16 protein-coding genes and 3 pseudogenes are annotated in these 16,241 nt (G+C 69.0%); 6 read left to right on the forward strand and 13 right to left on the reverse strand.

Annotation, left to right across the window (positions count from 1 at the left end):
* Complete coding sequence (locus ABZ079_RS27845; protein ID WP_356942190.1) at window positions 1-939, reverse strand: NAD-dependent epimerase/dehydratase family protein; 939 nt, start codon at window positions 937-939, stop codon at window positions 1-3.
* 70 nt (window positions 940-1,009) lie between these two features.
* Here ABZ079_RS27845 and ABZ079_RS27850 point away from each other — a divergent pair, with 70 nt between their 5' ends.
* From ABZ079_RS27850 to ABZ079_RS27865, 4 genes are all read left to right on the forward strand, one after another.
* Window positions 1,010-1,918, forward strand: a complete 909-nt coding sequence (locus ABZ079_RS27850; RefSeq protein WP_356942191.1) for a LysR family transcriptional regulator — start codon at window positions 1,010-1,012, stop codon at window positions 1,916-1,918.
* Between the two features lie 405 nt (window positions 1,919-2,323).
* Complete coding sequence (locus ABZ079_RS27855) at window positions 2,324-2,974, forward strand: hypothetical protein (RefSeq protein WP_356942192.1); 651 nt, start codon at window positions 2,324-2,326, stop codon at window positions 2,972-2,974.
* 223 nt (window positions 2,975-3,197) lie between these two features.
* Window positions 3,198-3,500, forward strand: a complete 303-nt coding sequence (locus ABZ079_RS27860) for a DUF6247 family protein (RefSeq protein ID WP_356942193.1) — start codon at window positions 3,198-3,200, stop codon at window positions 3,498-3,500.
* Complete coding sequence (locus ABZ079_RS27865; protein ID WP_356942194.1) at window positions 3,497-3,754, forward strand: hypothetical protein; 258 nt, start codon at window positions 3,497-3,499, stop codon at window positions 3,752-3,754. The genes ABZ079_RS27860 and ABZ079_RS27865 overlap by 4 nt, the downstream gene beginning before the upstream one ends.
* Before the next feature lie 538 nt (window positions 3,755-4,292).
* Here ABZ079_RS27865 and ABZ079_RS27870 read toward each other — a convergent pair.
* The gene (locus tag ABZ079_RS27870; RefSeq protein ID WP_356942195.1) at window positions 4,293-5,837 is read right to left on the reverse strand and encodes a protein kinase; all 1,545 of its coding nucleotides are present in this window, start codon (window positions 5,835-5,837) and stop codon (window positions 4,293-4,295) included.
* 286 nt (window positions 5,838-6,123) lie between these two features.
* The gene (locus tag ABZ079_RS27875) at window positions 6,124-6,300 is read right to left on the reverse strand and encodes a hypothetical protein (RefSeq protein WP_356942196.1); all 177 of its coding nucleotides are present in this window, start codon (window positions 6,298-6,300) and stop codon (window positions 6,124-6,126) included.
* A gap of 320 nt (window positions 6,301-6,620) precedes the next feature.
* Between ABZ079_RS27875 and ABZ079_RS27880 the strand changes: the two are divergent.
* Window positions 6,621-7,352 (forward strand): annotated as a pseudogene (locus ABZ079_RS27880) (aldehyde dehydrogenase family protein); the annotation flags it as partial.
* A 1-nt stretch (window position 7,353) separates the two neighbouring features.
* Window positions 7,354-7,607: pseudogene (locus tag ABZ079_RS27885) on the forward strand (GNAT family N-acetyltransferase); the annotation flags it as partial.
* A gap of 193 nt (window positions 7,608-7,800) precedes the next feature.
* On the opposite strand, the gene ABZ079_RS27890 reads toward ABZ079_RS27885, so the two are convergent.
* From ABZ079_RS27890 to ABZ079_RS27935, 10 genes and pseudogenes are all read right to left on the reverse strand, one after another.
* Window positions 7,801-9,522, reverse strand: a complete 1,722-nt coding sequence (locus ABZ079_RS27890) for a protein kinase (protein ID WP_356942197.1) — start codon at window positions 9,520-9,522, stop codon at window positions 7,801-7,803.
* Window positions 9,523-9,636: 114 nt separating this feature from the next.
* The gene (locus tag ABZ079_RS27895) at window positions 9,637-10,332 is read right to left on the reverse strand and encodes a glycerophosphodiester phosphodiesterase family protein (protein WP_356942278.1); all 696 of its coding nucleotides are present in this window, start codon (window positions 10,330-10,332) and stop codon (window positions 9,637-9,639) included.
* Between the two features lie 89 nt (window positions 10,333-10,421).
* Window positions 10,422-10,805 (reverse strand): hypothetical protein, encoded by a 384-nt coding sequence (locus ABZ079_RS27900; RefSeq protein WP_356942288.1) that lies wholly within the window; start codon window positions 10,803-10,805, stop codon window positions 10,422-10,424.
* 94 nt (window positions 10,806-10,899) lie between these two features.
* A pseudogene (locus ABZ079_RS27905) lies at window positions 10,900-10,995 on the reverse strand (group II intron maturase-specific domain-containing protein); the annotation flags it as partial.
* A 19-nt stretch (window positions 10,996-11,014) separates the two neighbouring features.
* Window positions 11,015-11,140: a reverse transcriptase N-terminal domain-containing protein gene (locus ABZ079_RS27910; protein ID WP_356942279.1), complete on the reverse strand. Its 126-nt coding sequence runs from the start codon at window positions 11,138-11,140 to the stop codon at window positions 11,015-11,017.
* Between the two features lie 1,140 nt (window positions 11,141-12,280).
* Window positions 12,281-12,865, reverse strand: coding sequence for a hypothetical protein (locus ABZ079_RS27915; RefSeq protein ID WP_356942198.1), 585 nt, complete (start codon window positions 12,863-12,865; stop codon window positions 12,281-12,283).
* The gene (locus ABZ079_RS27920) at window positions 12,862-13,239 is read right to left on the reverse strand and encodes a PadR family transcriptional regulator (RefSeq protein ID WP_356942199.1); all 378 of its coding nucleotides are present in this window, start codon (window positions 13,237-13,239) and stop codon (window positions 12,862-12,864) included. The genes ABZ079_RS27915 and ABZ079_RS27920 overlap by 4 nt, the downstream gene beginning before the upstream one ends.
* A 133-nt stretch (window positions 13,240-13,372) precedes the next feature.
* A complete protein-coding gene (locus ABZ079_RS27925) occupies window positions 13,373-13,960 on the reverse strand; it encodes a GNAT family N-acetyltransferase (RefSeq protein WP_356942280.1) in 588 nt (195 codons plus the stop codon).
* A 21-nt stretch (window positions 13,961-13,981) separates the two neighbouring features.
* Entirely contained in the window at window positions 13,982-14,284 is a 303-nt protein-coding gene (locus ABZ079_RS27930; protein WP_356942200.1) for a hypothetical protein, read from the reverse strand.
* A gap of 530 nt (window positions 14,285-14,814) precedes the next feature.
* Window positions 14,815-15,099 carry a hypothetical protein gene (locus ABZ079_RS27935; protein WP_356942201.1) on the reverse strand — a complete coding sequence of 95 codons (285 nt, stop codon included), beginning with the start codon at window positions 15,097-15,099 and terminating at the stop codon, window positions 14,815-14,817.
* Between the last annotated feature and the right edge of the window lie 1,142 nt (window positions 15,100-16,241).

Raw genomic sequence — 16,241 nt, forward strand, 5'->3', positions numbered from 1 at the left:
TCAGGCGGTGGGTGACGGCTCGGTGGTGAGGGCTTCGGCGACGGCGCCGGGCAGCCAGTCGGTGGTGCGGGAGAAGGAGAAGCCCAGCTTCTTCGCGCGGGCGTTGCTCATGGCGTAGTGGCGGTCGAAAGAGAACGGCGAAGCCTCCTCGCCCGCCGGGACGGTCCGGTAGACGGGCTCCCGGCCGGCCTGCGTGGCGATGATCGCGACGAGGTCGTGTACGTCGAGCGGGCCGTCGGAGCAGGCGTTGATCGGACCGGTGAACTCGGCCGTGGTCGCCCACAGCAGCAGGTCCGCCAGCTCCTCGTAGTGGATGAAGACCGTGGGCAGCGCCTTCGTGTGCACAGTGATCGCCCCGCCCCGGGAGATGCGTCCGGTGTAGTGCGCCAGCCGGCCGGTGAACTCCTGTGCACCGCCGCCCAGCACGTGGGCGCTGCGCACGGAGGCGAACTCGAAGCCGCCGGCGCGGACGAAGACGGCCTCCGCCTGGCGCTTGCCCTCGGCGTAGTGGGCCTCCAGGTACCCGTCGTCGTGCCAGGGCAGATCCATGGCCACCAGCCAGGCGGCCGGGTCCACGATCGGCTCCGGCACCGGCGTGCCTGCCGGCACAGCCGGCAACGCGGCGGTCGCGGGGTCGTAAACCTCGATCGTGGAGGTCATGACGTAGCGTCGGGTGCGGCCGGCAAAGGCGCGGGCGGCGATAGCGGCCTGCACCGGGGTGTAGCAGACCTGGTCCACCACGACGTCGAAGGTGCGGGAGTCGAGCGCGGCCGTCAGGGCGGCCTCGTCGTTTCGGTCGATGACGAAGTGCTCGACGCCGGCGGGCGGCGGGGTGGAGCCGCGGTTGATCACAGTGACCTGGTGGCCCGTGGTCTGCAAGCGCTTCACCAGGAGCTTTCCGAAGTACCGACTTCCGCCGATGACGCAGATCCTTTGCATGCCCCCATCCTGGATACCTATGGTCATCAGCAGAAGTCCTGACTTACTGGATGCGCATTAAGGAAAACTGTTGATCGATGTGCAGCGGCTCCGCGTCCTGCGGGCGGTGGCGGAGTACGGCAGCTTCAATCAGGCGGCCACGGCTCTTCGCCTCACCCCCTCGGCCGTCTCCCAGCACGTGGCCGCCCTGGAGCGCAGCCTCGGCGCCCAGGTCGTCGCCCGAAGCACCCGCGGCGTCACCCTCACACAGGCCGGCCAGATCATGGTCGGCGCCGCCGAATCCGTCGCCGCAGAGCTCGAACACGCACAACAACAGGTCGCCCAGCTCAGCACCGGCCGTGCCCTACTCACCGTCGCCACCTTCACCAGCGGCGGCAGGCTTCTGCTGCCGGCCGCTCTCTCCCGGCTCACGGCAGCCCATCCCCGCACCGTGGTCCACATCAGGGAGGGCGAACCCGAGGACACTCTGCCCCTGGTCCGCCAGGGCGCCGTGGACCTCGCCCTCGCCTACCGCTTCGACGGCCCGCTACCCGTCGGGCCGGGCAGCTCCAGCCTGGAGTGGACGGCACTCCTGGAAGACCCCCTGCACGTCGTCCTGCCGCAAGGGCATCGACTCGCCGACCGCGACGCGCTCGACCTCGCCGAGCTGGCAGCCGAACCCTGGGTGCTCGGCTGCCTGAAGACCGAGGCCTATCTGCGCCGTTACGCCGAGCGCGCCGGCTTCGCTCCGGAAGTGCGCGGCACTACCACCGACTACTTCTTCGCCCGCTCCCTCGTCGCCGCAGGCATGGGGATCTCCCTGATCCCCTCCATTGCGCTCGCCCCGGAGATCCCTGGCCTACGCACCGTCCCGATCAAGACACCGGGGCCGATCCGGCACATCGGCGTCGTCGCTATCAGCCGTAGCGACCGGCCCCACGTCACGACACTCATCGACGCCCTTCGCGAACAGGCGATGCATCAGCGCCAGGGGCGTTGACCCCGCCACGCATAGCCCTGATTCCGCCGCCGTCCCCGCGTCCCCCCGCCTGGCGCGGCCGCGTCCCGCCAGCCGGTCGACTGGACGAAGGCCGGCTGCCGCCCGGTCCACGGCGCGCCACCGGCGTGACCATCGGGGCGGTCTGGACGGAGGCTGTACAGGCCGTGTCTCCGCAGCCCCTAGTCCTGCGGAGACCAGCGCCGGCCGAGGGCCACAGCAACAGCGGACCGACCGGCCGAATCCCTCGGGCGTCGTGCAAGGGCACGTCAACCGCATCAAGATGCTCAAGCGCCAGATGCCCGGCCCCGCCCGCTTCGCACTCCTCCGGAAGCGCGTTCTCCCGGCGGATGAGCCCCGGGAGAAATTGCCAGGCGGGCTGAACCCGCCCGAGGCGAGAATGACGCGGTGTTGATCGTGAATGCCGTCCTGGAAACCCCCGACACCGTCGCCTTCTCTTTCTGGCCGGTGGCTGACCTGCCTCCCTACCAGTTCATGGCTCTGTCGGCCAGTATGTCCCCCTCTGAAGTCGGCAGCGCGCTGGCCATGCTGACCGACTACAACTCGCGGACCGGGGACCACGATCGCCCCCTGACGGGCGCCAGCGAGGCGATTCGCCGCCTGCTGGACAGCGACAAGATCATCGCACCAGGAGGTCTGCGCGTTCACGACACCCGAACCGATGTCACCGTCCAGCCAGGATGTTGTTGTGGCCTGGAGGACTGGCGCGAGTGGCTCGACGTCGCAGGCGGAGAAACCTTGTGGCTCGGCCATGACCCTTCACCAAGGCTTGAGCATGCCGACGAGATCGTGCAGCTGTGGCCGGACAGCGCAGACGCTCAAGAAGCTCCTTCCGGGCAGCCCATCGAGATCGTGGTGGGTGACCTACCGGGGATCCTGCGCAGCGTGCAGGAGGGACTGCAAGGCTTTCTCTCTCTCACCAAGCAGTGGGCCACTCGCCATGTTCCGACCCTCGCCGAGGACCTGGCAGCCAGACTCGACGAAGATCTGGCCATCAGTGCACCACTGCCGGGTACCACTGGCCAACGTGCACCGTAACCGATCAGGAAATCCGTGCCAGAGCCACACTCGTCAACAGGACCATTCGCCGTACCCGGCATGATCCGACGATTCATCAGCGTGGCGGCACCGCCACGCCGCCTACATGACCCCACTCGTACGCATCCCGGCCCTGCGGCAGTCCACACCCCTCATACACCCCGAAAGGCCCCCGAGCCAGTCCGCCCGGCGATACCGTGGCAGCACGACGTCTGGAGGAGTCATGAGCGCCCAGCCCGACCACGCTGCCCCGTCGTCCGCGTTGGCGCCGACGGCGGCCGCGCAGCTGCGCGCGCAACTGCGGGCCTGCAGCCGCGCGGAGAGCTGGGTACCAGCCTTCGAGCGGGACTGGGCAACCGCCCTGGACGACGCCCGGCTCAGTTACAGCCTCACCCCGCTGCACGATGTCGTCCGCGCCTGGCAGGGCCGTCTCGCCGCACTGCCGGCCGTGACCGCGTTCTCCGAGGGCGGCATGGACGACTCCGACGGCGTCGACGCCGCGGACGTGTTCGGGACCCGCCCGTGAGCGACACCTTCAGCGCCCGCCTGTCCCCGAAGGCCCTTGACGTCCTAGCCAAGCTCCCCGACCACGCCCAGCAGATCGTGCGTGACGTGCTGGACATCGCAGGCCGCGACCCGTGGTCCTTCCCAGCCTTCGACAGTCGTGACCCCGAAGGGGAAGACGTCCGCTCCGCCTCGGTCGGGCAGCTCACCGTCGTGTACTGGATCAATCGGCCGGCCGCGCGGCTCTACGTTGTGGACATCCTCTGGCTTGGCTGACGGTTTCTGCTGTTGCCCATGAACGTAGGTGCGGGAGTCACGGGACTGCCGTGCGTGAAAGGCCGTTAACACCGGAGGAGAACAACCACTGACGCCGATTGCGTGATGTCGTTGGGCTCAGCGGAGACGGTCGAAAGTGCCCTTGGATGTCCGGTCGAGATCGTCCTCGCCGCGTCGGCGGGCCAGCACTCGGGCGATCTGCTGAGGAGCCGCGCCGGAGTACTCGTGCCACCGGGATCAACAGCCACGCGGACGGCCCAGCAACATGTTGGGCTCGCCTGGTCACCGAGTCGATCGCGCATCGCGACCAGTCCAGGTGTCCGCGCGAATGCAGTTCGCCGAGTTCGTCGAGGATGACGCGGTGGAGCTTCACCCAGACCCGGGCGGTGGTCCATTCGGTGAAGCGCGCCGGTGCGCGGTCGGCCCGACGGGCCGAAGGCCGGCGGCAAAGCAGCGCGCCCGCCCCGTCATTGCGTGACCTGGTCGAGAGCTGCGGGGTGCTCCATGCGCTTGACCGTCACCACACGCTGCCGACAACCTAGCGGGCTCCCAGGGCCTGGGCGATGAAGCGGGCCTCGTTCCTCTTGAGGTTGAGGGCGACCGGGACCTTGGGGCCGGTTATCTTCTCCAGAATGGCGGGGTTGGCCAGGAGACGGCCCGAGTCCTGGATGACGAAGGCCAGTTCGTTCCGCGGCTGGGGCTGTCCCGCCGCCTTCTCGGTGAGGCGGGAGAAGGCGGCCCGGGCGCCGTCGTCCAGGGTGACTTCCACCGTCCACCCGTGCAGGCCGTTCTCCGACTGGTAGAAGGCCCTGACGCTCTTGAACTGCCGTAGCGTGAGCCCTTCTTCGTCGGCCGTGACCACGCAGGTCTGGCGGTCGTCGGACGTCCAGGACCGCCCCTCTGGGGAGTCCGCCGGGCACACTCCGGGCGATTCGCTCAGCACCGGCAGGATGCCCACGGGACCGTCCGGTTCCCCCGCTCCGCCGGCTCCGGCCTCCGCGGTCCAGGGACGCAGAACCAGCAGGGCGCCGACGGCGAAAGCAACAACGGCCCCGCCGGCCGCCAACACCAGGTTTCTCGGGCGCCGGGTCACCGGGCTGGTGCCCTGCGCCGTGATCAGGTGTGCGGTCGGCCGCGACGGCTGGACCGGCTGGATCCGAGCGTCCGGCTCCACCCGGCGTCGCGCCTCCCGCACCGCGTGAGTGCGCTGCGTGCGGTGGCCCTCGATGGCCTCGGTCCAGTTCCCCGGCAGCCAGTCCTTGCCACTCCGGGCGCCGGGCCGTTCTTCCAGCCGTTCCTGGGCGCGTGCCACGATCTGCTCGGGCGCCGGCCGGGCGGCGGCGTCGAAGCGCAGGCACGGGAGGATGAGTTCCTCCAGGTCGCCGGGTAGACCGGTGACGTCGAGTTCACCCGCCGCGGTGCGCACGAGTTGCTCCAGCGCCGATCCGGCTCCGCCGTCACGGTAGGGCGCACGGCCCACGGCGAGGTGGAACAGCGTCGCGCCCAGGGAGAACACGTCGGACGCCGCGGTCGTCGGCTCACCCCGCGCCTGTTCGGGCGACGCGTACGCCACCGTGCCCAGCGCCGCCTGTGTCCGGGTGACGTCGTGGGCCTGCGAGATGCCGAAGTCGATGACCCGCGGACCCTCCACCGGCAGCAGCACGTTGGACGGCTTGATGTCCCGGTGCACCAGTTCGGCCCCATGGATGCTGAGCAAGGCCTCCGCGATGCCGGCGGCTATCCAGTGCAGCGCGTCCGCCCCGAGCACCCCGCAGCTTTCGACCAGGTCACGCAGTGACGGGGCGGGAATGTACTCCGTCGCCATCCACGGCACCGCGGCCTCGGCGTCCGCCTCGATCACGCTCGCCGTGTAGATGCCGCGCACCCGTTGAGCGATCCGTACCTCGCGGGCGAATCTCCGCCGGTCGTCGGCCGAGTCGGCCAGGAGCGTCTTCACCGCGACGGTACGGCCTCCCGGGGAACGCGCGAGGAGAACACGCCCCATGCCTCCGCTGGCCAGCTCCTCCAGGACGACATACGGGCCGAACCGCTCCACCGGCATTCCCCATCCCTCCGTCTCCACGACGCCCAGTATCACCGGACGTTCACCCCGGGCACACCTCATCCACCGGACTCGCCGCGTACCAGCGGGCGGACCCGAGCCGCCTCGGTCAGCCAGCGGGAGGAGCCAGGTATAGGGGTAGGCGGGGTTTCGAACCAGACGTCCACGGCGCGCGGGGCACGGGACGCAGTGCGCGGGGAGCGGTTTCGCTTGTCAGGGGTGCCTCCGCGGGCGATGGGCAGCAGGACGCCGGAGAGCAGCAGCAGGGTGAAGGAGATGACCTGCTGCATCTCCCGTAGAAAAGCCTCTACTGCTTGCGAGAGTGGAGCGCCAGGGCGAAGGAGAGGGCGCCGATGCAGATACCGAAGGCGGTCAGCGGCGCCAGGTCCGCGAGGGCGCCGAGCGGGCGCAGCCGGAAGTCGGCCGGCAGCAGCAGGACGAGGACCTGTTCGCCGAAGCCCGCCGCCACCTCGCCCTCGACCATGTGAGAGCGCCGAGAACCCTCGTCGTGGATGACGTGCCCGAGGCGCGCGACGCCGGGCTGGACTCGTCGTGGAGGCTACGACGTGAGCGCGGACGGGCACTGCTAGCTTGATCTTTGACGTCCGGCGTCGAATGGTGCGTCGAACTTGATCACTCGGTCCGGTAACTGCCGTACCCGCAAGCGGCCTTCGTCTGAACATGTGCTCCGACCAAGGAACACACACGTCCAGCACCAAGGCCGCCCGGACACCGCTGCGACCACGAGACCGACCAGGGCTTCGCCCGCCGCGCGCGGCCCCACTGTCCTGTGCCAGGGACCTTGAGATCGCCGCGCTGATCACCGCCGAACACGGCAAGGTGCACTCCGACGCGCTCGGCGAGCTCGCGCGCGGCATGGAGATCGTCGAACTGGCCTGCGGTATCTCGTCGCTGCTGAAGGGGGAGCTGTCCACGCAGGTCTCCACCCGTGTCGATGTGGCGGCGATCCGCCAGCCGCTGGGCGTGGTCGCGGGCATCACCCCGTTCAACTTCCCGGCCATGGTGCCGATGTGGATGTTCCCCCTCGCCATCGCCTGCGGCAACACCTTCGTCCTCAAGCCGAGCGAGAAGGACCCCTCCGCCTCGATCCGACTCGCCGAGCTGGCCGCCGAGGCAGGCCTGCCGGACGGGGTACTCAACATCGTGCAGGATGACAAGGTGGCCGTGGACCGGCTCCTGGAACATCCGGACGTCGAGGCTGTCTCCTTCGTCGGCTCCACGCCGATCGCCCGGTACATCCGGCTCAAGGCGGTCGAGTACGGCAAGCGGGTGCAGGCCCTGGGTGGCGCCAAGAACCACATGCTGGTCCTGCCCGACGCCGACCTGGACTTGGCGGCCGACCAGGCGATCAATGCGGCCTACGGCTCGGCGGGCGAGCGTTGCATGGCCGTGTCGGTGGTCGTGGCGGTCGGGGACACCGGTGACGACTTGGTCGGCAGGATCGCCGAGCGGGTGCGCAGGCTGCGGATCGGCCCCGGTGACGACCCGCTCTCCGAGATGGGTCCGCTGATCACGGGTGATCGATCTCGACGGAGCGATGATCGGCATGATCACGCTCGATCGGCGCGAACGCGGAGCGGCCGGGTCACATCCGACCGATGCCGGGGAGACCGAGCCCGGTTACATGTTTCTGCCTACGCCGCCGCGGCGTGCGCAGCGGCACTCGACCGGTCAGCCGACGTGCTCCCCAGCGAGCCGGTGGTGCTCTGCACCCAGACCGCCGAGGACCGCACGATGCGCCTCGCGGCGAAGCTGGGGTTCACCGAGGTGGACCCGCCAGGCGGCCACAAGAAACCCTCGACTCCCCATCCCCGTCCTTGCCCGCCTGCTCCGCGACCGGACACTGCTGAGGTCGCCGCCAGCAACGCAGCGCTCCCCGCAACGGTCGTACATCAGCTGATCGACCTGGCCTGCAACACAGAATGACCAAGACCGTCTGCAGCCACATACCTGCCGGCTGGAGTCAGGACCCGCTCGCGTAGACCCGCGTCACCCTGCCTTGCAGGTTGGCCTCGAGGTAACCACCGCCCCCATAGTCGTCCGACAGGTAGAGATAGACGGACGGCGAACCGGTGATGATGTCGCCCTGCACGATGATGTAGCGCGAACCCGTCCCCTGGACCTCCAGGCGCTTCTCCGCCTGCTTCCACAAAGCGGGCAGCGCGTCCCAGTTGACCGACTTCAGGTCCACCAGCGTCTTCTTGGCGTCGATGGACGACACCGGATCCGGTCCGCTGCGTGTAGCCGTGCCGCTGCGGTAGTCGAAGGTGTCGAAGTGGCGCCTGTCGGCCTTGGTCGGAGCCGTGGCTCCGGCGTACTCGGGGTAGACGTTGAAAGAGACCACTTTGCTGCCACCCATGACCGGGGTCAGTTCGGCCACGGCGCTCCTCACTCCCGCCGGGGTCAGGAGGCTGCCCGACGGAGTTCCTGCCTTGCGGCCGGATCCACTGCCCGAGGTGGACGCCGCGGGCGCGTCAGGAGTGACCGTCCCGGTCGGGTGAGAGGTGGGCGAACCACTCCCGCCGGGCTTCTCGACGGCCGAGGCGTGTGAACCGAGGCCGTTGCGGATGAACGGGGCGGCCGCCACCGTGACACCCACCACGGCACAGGCCAGACCCAAACGCACCGTGACCCTCGTCCGTCTGGGCGGCTCGTCGCCGCGTCCGGACTGCGAGGGCGCTGCCGAGTCCGCTGCCGGCTGCCATGCCGGAGGCGTCGGCCGGAAGTCGGCACGGGGTGCGTCATGCACCGGGGCTGATGGTGCGTACGGCGTTGACGGGGTGTGCGTACCTGGCAGGGAAGGCGCCGGCCAGGGCGAAGCGTCGCGCCGCGTGCTGGCGCTCGACGCCTGCTCGGCGGCGGCCAGCATGTGGTCCAGTTCCTCAGCGCTGGGCCGAGCGTCCGGATCGGAGACGAGGACCGCGGTGAGCGCCGGGGTGAGAGGCCCGCAGCGCAGGGGTGGGGGCACCGGCTCGCTCATCACGGCCACGAGCGTGGCCATGGTCGTCGCGCGCCGCATCGGGTGGTGCCCTTCCAGGGCGACGTACAGCATCATGCCCAGCGACCACAGGTCTGAGGCGGTCCGGCTCTCGTCGCCGCGAATCCGCTCGGGGGCGATGTATTCCGGGGAGCCGATGAGGTCACCGGTGGCCGTCAGGCTGGTGGCGTCCCGCAACGCGGCGATACCGAAATCGGTGAGCACCGGGCTTCCGTCGCTGCGCAGCAGGACGTTCGCGGGCTTGACGTCCCGGTGCTGCACCCCGGCCGCATGCGCTGCCCGCAGGCCTGAAAGGACGCCTCGGCCTATGCGGGCGGCCTCCTGCGGCGTGAGCGGGCCCTCCCGCAGCCGGTCGTACAGGGAGCTGCCGGACACCAGCTCCATGACGATCCACGGGTACGGCGCATCGGCAGTGTCCACGATGTGATGGATTGTCACCACGTGCGGATTACTGAGTCGGGCCAGCGCCCGGGCCTCACGCAGGACCCGCTCCCGTTGCATCCGTGCCATGGCCGGGTCGGACTCGACCAGCGTGGGATCCGGCGGACGCACCTCCTTCAGCGCGACCTCGCGGTGCAGGATGATGTCGCGGGCGCGCCACACCGTGCCCATGCCGCCGCTGCCCAGCCGTGCCAACAGCTCGAAACGGCCGTCTACGAGCCGTCTGCCAGATTCCCCATCCGTCATGGGGTCAGCCTAACCGGGCATGACAAGTCCTGGTGGCACGCCGCTCGAGGCGTGATGGGTTCCCGGTGCGACCGTGCCGTACGGGCGGCCGGTTCGGTTCCGGACCCCTGAGGGTCACGCCGTGGCCTCGACCAGCCGCTTCATACCGGGCTGGTCGGTCACGCAGCCCACCAGGCCGAGGGCCCGGGCCAGCGCCAGGTCGCGCTCGTCGTTGACGGTCCAGGCCATCACGTCGATGCCGGCGGCGCCGCACTTCTCCACGATGGCCTGGTTCAGCTGGCGCAGCTCCACGCTGACCAGGGTGGAACCGACCTTCTGAGCGCGGCCGACGAAGGTGTCGCCGTGCGCGCTTTGGCCTGCCACCAGGACGGTGCGGGCCTGCGGCAGCAGTTTGTGGATCTCGATCAGCGCCACGTCGTGGAACGACAGCACCGAGACCCGGTCCAGCAGGTCGCGGTCGGCGAGCACCTTGGCCAGCGACTGGGCGGCGGCGACGTCCTTGATCTCCGCCTGGATCGGCAGCGTCGGCCCGACGGCGTCCAGTACCTCCCCGAACGTGGGGATCCGCTCACCAAGGCCGGCGTCGAGCTCCTTGAGCTTTCGCAACTCCTGATCGGCGATGGGACCGGTGCCGTCCGTCGTGCGGTCCAGGGTCTCGTCGTGCATGACGACCAGCTCGCCGTCCCTGCTCAGGTGCAAGTCCAGTTCGATGCCGTCCAGCCCCTCGCGTTCGGCCCGCAGGAAGGAGCGCAGGGTGTTCTCCGGCTCGGCGCCCATGACCCCGCGGTGGCCGATGGTGAAGAAAGACACTCGGTTGCCGTCCTTAGTGTGATGGTCCGGGGCAGCCGCACGAGCGCCCCCGCCGGTCAACGGGCGCCCGCCCGTCGGAGCACCCAAGCCTAATGGGCCCGTCCGGCCGCGGGCTGGCGAAGGTTGTTCCGTTCGTCCGTGCCGCCGTCCCGTCGGTAGGTGAAGTGATGCTTGTGGAGCATCTTCTTCGAGGCCGCGAACCAGTTGATCCACGCGCGTGGACTGTCCGGCTCGTACTCGGCTCCGACGATCAGCGCCTGCTTGCAGAGAGGACACAGCCCCTGCTGCCGGACCGCCAGGAGAAGACTCGTCTTGTCCATCGGCGGCGGCGCTTTCCTGCGGCGGCGGTCCCGCCAGTACTCGGTCGGCGCGGGGTCGTCCGGGGACGCTCCTCCCTTGACGAGCTGGTGGCGGACGATGCCGGTCCAGGCGAATGTGATGAGGAAGGCACCGCTGTCGCGGTCGCCGAACACCCACCGGTCTCGCCCGGGACGGGTGGAATCTGCCGAAGTACCGGTCCACGACCCAGTGCCTCGACTTGTTGCGGTGACGGCGCCTGGCCCATTTGAAGGTCAGCCGGCACATGTAGTGATCCAGCGACGAGAACGTCGTCGGGGATGCCACCGCCCGGTAGTAGGCCGCCCAACCACGAACGATGGGCATCACTCTGCGCAACACGGCCTCAGCATTGCGTCACCCGCTTCACGCTGATCAGCGTGTTGCTGCGGCTTCCCAGCATGCGCTTCTGCAAGTTGCGGACCTTCCTGAGGTCCCCGTCCTGCGTTGCCTTGAAGACCCTCTGCCTCAGCCGCCGTACCCGTTCACCGCAGGCGAGGACGTCACGACAGGTGTCGTGATCTCCATGTTCGCCTCCGGTGTCTAACTTGTCCCTCGGTTCGAGCGTCCTTGCAGTGGTGACTTCAAAGGCTCACCTGATCCACGTGGGCGCCCTTTCGGGCCGGGCCACCAGGGCCCGTACCCGGCGAGTCATGCGAGAGCGGGTGAAGCTCCCAATCTCCCGGTTCCCTCTGGCCTTTCAGCCCGCCGGCCTTCGCTTCTTGGATCTTCCTTCTCCCGCCGGGGACTTCAGCCTTCCTTGCGGTCGGCCTACCAAGGCGAGGCTTGGACACCGTCGGGGTTTCCACGTTCCGCACCAGTAAGACCCGGCTGGGGTGGGCGCCCCCTCTACCCCGGGACCAGCGGTGTCCTCCCTCCGGACTCGGTTACCCGGAGGTCGCTTGGTGCCTTGCAGCACCGGGTCCTGTGACCGCCGCTTTCGCACCGTCGAGCGGTCTTAGCAGCCACGGGGCATCATCGAGGGTTCACTTACGTTCGCCCGTCCAGCCTTCCCCTCGCCTGTTGCTCTTCGATGGCCGAGGTGCCCTTCGGCTTGAACGCTCCGCTTCACAGCCCGCCGTTACCAGCGACGCATGGGAGCGCGGGGACGGGCCTTGGACACGGGCCCGAAGTTCAGCCGATCGATACCTCCTCCACCACGTGGCTGTCCTTACTTACCTGGAGCGACTTCGCGTCGCACACTGAGCGTCGTAGTTGGCCCGTCCGGCCGATCATGTACGGAGCCAGATGACGAGGGACACCGCAGTGGCAGTGCCGAGGAAGACGTAGCCGCCTTCTCGTATCGGGTAGCCACGGCCCGGGACTGCTTGAGCCAGCAGGCTCCGCCACGGCGTCTCGGCCAGGTGTTCGCCTTCTGCCCCCCTTTGATGCCGGAGCCGGCGGCGGATCGGTGTGGGCACCGGCCGCGTGCTGATGCGCACGCACGTCCCGTCGATCACCTGCCGATGATCACGACACCGGCCACAGCGTCCGTTGCTGACCGGCAGGAACGGCCGCGGGCGTTCCCGCTCCGCATCCGCCAAGTCACCCCGCCCCATGTCTGCGACAACGAGACACCACCCGGATAGTCACATGATCGGACGGGTGGGTCCTAGTCGACGCCGGGCGCGGTGCTCTTCCTGCCCCGCGCATCGGCGACGGCGTACGGCAGTCCGGGAAGGAGCAGCGCCGGTGCCGCCCACAGTGGCAATGTGAACAGCGCTCTGTCGCCGCCCAGCCACCGGGAGAGCAGCACTGCGGCCAAGCCGGCGACAAGGGCGACTGCCAGGTTCCTACCGAGCCCCAGGCTGCCGCGCCGCAGCTCCCAGGCGACCGTGACCCCTGCGAGGACGGCCCAGAACGCGACATCGTCAACGCTCACGACCTGTTCGGTGGTCCACCGGACCAGACACGTGGCCAGTATCAGGCAGCCGATCATGAAGCAGACCATCGCCGCCGTGCGCAGCAGCCGGCGGGGAAGCGGAGCGCGGGCCCGCGCCCAGGACGCGGCGAACTCCTTGACATCGTCCCCCACGACATCCTGGGGCGTGCGGCCTGCGGCCACCGCGTCCTCCAGATGAGAGGCGAGCTCGTCGAGCATCTCCCGGATGGATCCGTCATCGATGCCCCGGTACTCCCAGTTGCTGCGGCAGACCGCGAGTACCTGCTGGTTCGTCATGGTTCGCTGGTCCGTCATGGTGCGCTTCCCCCCGTGGGTTCGGTGTCGGTCAGGATCCGCCCCACACGCCCGCTGAAGGCGTGCCACACGGCCCGGCCGCTCGCCAGTTCGGCACGTCCCGCTTCGGTCAGGCGGTAGTACTTGCGTGGGGCCCCACCGCTGGCCGACGGGGTGCGGTACGAGGAGATGAGCCCCTCCCGCTCCAGCCGGGCGAGCAGCGGATAGATGCTGCCTTCGCTCACGAGATCGAGCCCGTTGTCGGCGAGTGCCGCCACGAACTCGAAGCCGTAGCGCGGCCGTTCGGCGATCAGCGACAGCAGGCACAGATCGAGCACTCCGCGGAGCAGCTGACTACGACGCTGGTCACCGAGAGCGGGCAGCCCCTTTGTCATGTGCTACATGATAGTCGTCACTGTCATGCGCCGCATGATACTTGCGGCGCATGACAATGCTCCAACGGTGCAGCTACTGCCTAGAAGGTCAGAACATCCCTCGGGAGTCGATCCGCACCGCAGATCACCGGGGTCAGCCAGCAGCGAGCCGGGCGGTCAGCCGCTCCTTCGCGACGGGCCACCCCTCACTGAGCATGGCGTAGTAGACACTGTCGCGCCAACTGCCGTCGGGGCGGCGCATTTCGCGGCGGAAGACCCCCTCACGGACCGTACCCAAGCGGGCGACGGCCTTCTGCGACCGAGTATTGAGGTGGTCGGTGCGCCAGCACACGCGGCCCATGCCCAAATCCTCGAAGGCGTGCGTGAGCAGCAGCAGCTTGGACTCAGTGTTGACCGCAGTGCGCCAGGCGGCACGGCCGTACCAGGTCCAGCCGATTTCCAAGCGCTCGTCGCGAGCGCTGAAGAATCCGTAGGTGGTCCAGCCCACCGCGCGGCCGGTGGAGAGTTGGATGACCGCGAAGGCGACGCGGATACCGGCATCGCAGTCGGCGGTCAGCTTGTTCAGGAGGGCGCGCATCTCCTCCTCTGTGCGCGGAGTGGGCACCGGGAGCCAGCGCCAGACCTCATCGTCCCCTCCGCCTGCAGCGAACAGGTCGGGAAGATGGGCCGGCGTGAGTGGCTCCAAGCGGACGTGCCGGCCCAGGAGGGTGAACAGGGGCAGGGATTTTGGTGATGGGAGAGTTCAGCGGACCCATGGCTGTGATCCTGCGGGCTCTGCCACGGCGAGCTGGTCCAGCACGGGAGCGGCTGCGGTCCCGCCACCGGGCGGGCGCGTGAGCGCCGCCTTCTCCACCCGCGACGCGATGCTCAGGAATTTCAGGATCACGTTCTTCAACTCCGCACGGTGCGCGGCCGACTCCTGTATCTCAAGCTGCCGGGCGCTCGCTCGCGACACCAGGTACTGGCCAAACAACGACCCGCCCGCGCCGAGCGCAACACCTGTCAGCGACAACAGCGCCGGCCCCAAGGTTCCCCAAGATCCCATGACAGGAGTCTCTCAACTCACCGCTTGAGAGAGACGGGCTGCCCATGGACAACCCACGCCGGGGCAGTTACGGGACGGCCCTTGGGCGACGCTGCTCGCATCCCCGACGAAGACGAATTCACCGACACCGGTTGCATGTTCACCTTGCAAAAGGCGGTCCGTTTCACTGTCACCGCAGCCGACCTCGCCGCCCGCCGGGCCGCCTGATAAGGGCTTCGCGGCAAGGCCGTTCATTGCGACTCAGGGAGGCGGCGTCGACGACATCGTCGTCGGTGACCTGCGCGCGGCGGCGGCCGGCACCACCCAGCGCGTCGTAGGGCTCGGCCTGCGGGCCCACCGTCCGTCACGCTGGACGCACGGGCCACGGTCCGCATCCACACCGGCATCGGCCCGCACACCCGCACCGACCTGTACCGAGATCGACGGGCGTACATAGGGGACGACGATGGCGACATCGCGCCCCCGCGCAACGACCGTGACCGCTTCCTCGGCGCCGAGGACCAACCCGGCACGCGGACGGCTCGCCGGGGTCAGGCGAGGGCGTTGCGGAGGTAGACGGGCAGTGCCTGGCAGATGGCGGGATCGGTTCTGCAGCCAGGGCCGGCGAGTTTGTCAGGAGTGATGACGGACAGGCTGTCGTTGCCGGCGCGGACGACGGCCCGGAACGTTTCACCCCGAGTAGACCGGCCGGCGAGGTACGCGGCGAGCACGGCCCGACCCAGCTCGGTAGGGTCCGCGCCGGTGGTCGCACGGCCAAAGTCCTTGCAGATCCACACGCCGCTGAACTGCTCGTGCATCTGGATCTCCCACTTCACGCAGGGAGTGTCTTCGTTGAGCACGACCGCGATCATGCCGCCACAAGCCAGCCTCATGTACCGCTACCTGCGGGTACTGGCCAGAAACACGCCTCTTCCACTGCTGAGACGGCCGGTTCGGCTCTACACGTCAGGTGTCTCTCCCGGACCTGCATGAGGGACGGAACAGGCTCAGGACGCGACCTCCTTGTGGACCTCCGGGTCGGGATGATGAGGTGACTGCGACTGCCGACGCCGTAGCGGACAGTGGCCTGGAGCGGAGCCAGTGCCGAACGCCGTCCGGCAGAGGGGCAGGCGTGAGCACGCGCCGCACTACCTCGTGCGGCACCGCCCGGTTCGTGACGAACCCGGCGATCCACCCCGCATGCAGAGTGGTGTCGGCTTCGAGCAGCCGCAGGGCTTGGGCGCGAACCTCGTCCGTTGCTTCGACACATCGAAGGCGATCCGAGTCAGCTGATCGTCTTTCCCCGCCATGGATTGATCTCCACGGAGGGGACGCGTGGCGGATGGTGCCCCTGTGGCCCTGAGCATCAGGAAGGGGCGGAACTTGTTGGTTGGTCCGGTTTCGCACGCGCATACACAGGACGGCCAGAAGGCCCACAAACCCGCCGCCCGTCGGCCCGGAGAGGCGCGGCTGGCCGAGCTGACTCAACGGCACTGGCAGGCACCGCCCACGGCTTCCACATGTACTACGGCAAGCTCCCCATCATGGTCACCGGCAGAAGCAGCTTGCGCTTCGGCCGCTCGCAGAACCAGACGCTCCTGGAAGCGATCGGTAACGCCGCCGTGAAGCGCACGACGCCCGCCAGCGGCCCGAGTACGAAGCCCGCGAGTGGGAGTACAAGGAGCAGCTGGCCGCGCGGCGCAGGAGTGCAAGGCCGAGCGGGCGGCTCGCCGTCCCGTGTGCGCCGGCTGCGGCACCCGCGTCACCGACGAACGGTGGAAGGTCATCGAGCCCGCCGGGTGGGACGCCCCACGGGAGACCCACCCGCATCGCGCGCAGCCCGGAGACCTGCGGCATCGGTTACGTCCTGACCCTGGCCTGTTCCACGGTGGTGCGCGTCAGCCACGGCCGTACCGCCATCCGCGCGGAAGCCCTTGTCGGCCGGCTGCCGACGGAGGCCTGGCACCGGCAGAGCGCC

The sequence above is a fragment of the Streptomyces sp. NPDC006314 genome (assembly GCF_040613075.1).
Taxonomy (GTDB): Bacteria; Actinomycetota; Actinomycetes; order Streptomycetales; family Streptomycetaceae; genus Streptomyces.

Bases quoted from the DNA above. Each gene is read 5' to 3' on its own strand.
- ABZ079_RS27875 (WP_356942196.1), bottom strand. From the start codon at position 6,300: ATGGTCGAGGGCGAGGTGGCGGCGGGCTTCGGCGAACAGGTCCTCGTC.
- ABZ079_RS27920 (WP_356942199.1), bottom strand. From the start codon at position 13,239: ATGACAAAGGGGCTGCCCGCTCTCGGTGACCAGCGTCGTAGTCAGCTG.
- ABZ079_RS27930 (WP_356942200.1), bottom strand. From the start codon at position 14,284: ATGGGATCTTGGGGAACCTTGGGGCCGGCGCTGTTGTCGCTGACAGGT.
- ABZ079_RS27890 (WP_356942197.1), bottom strand. From the start codon at position 9,522: ATGACGGATGGGGAATCTGGCAGACGGCTCGTAGACGGCCGTTTCGAG.
- ABZ079_RS27915 (WP_356942198.1), bottom strand. From the start codon at position 12,865: ATGACGGACCAGCGAACCATGACGAACCAGCAGGTACTCGCGGTCTGC.
- ABZ079_RS27860 (WP_356942193.1), top strand. From the start codon at position 3,198: ATGAGCGCCCAGCCCGACCACGCTGCCCCGTCGTCCGCGTTGGCGCCG.
- ABZ079_RS27845 (WP_356942190.1), bottom strand. From the start codon at position 939: ATGCAAAGGATCTGCGTCATCGGCGGAAGTCGGTACTTCGGAAAGCTC.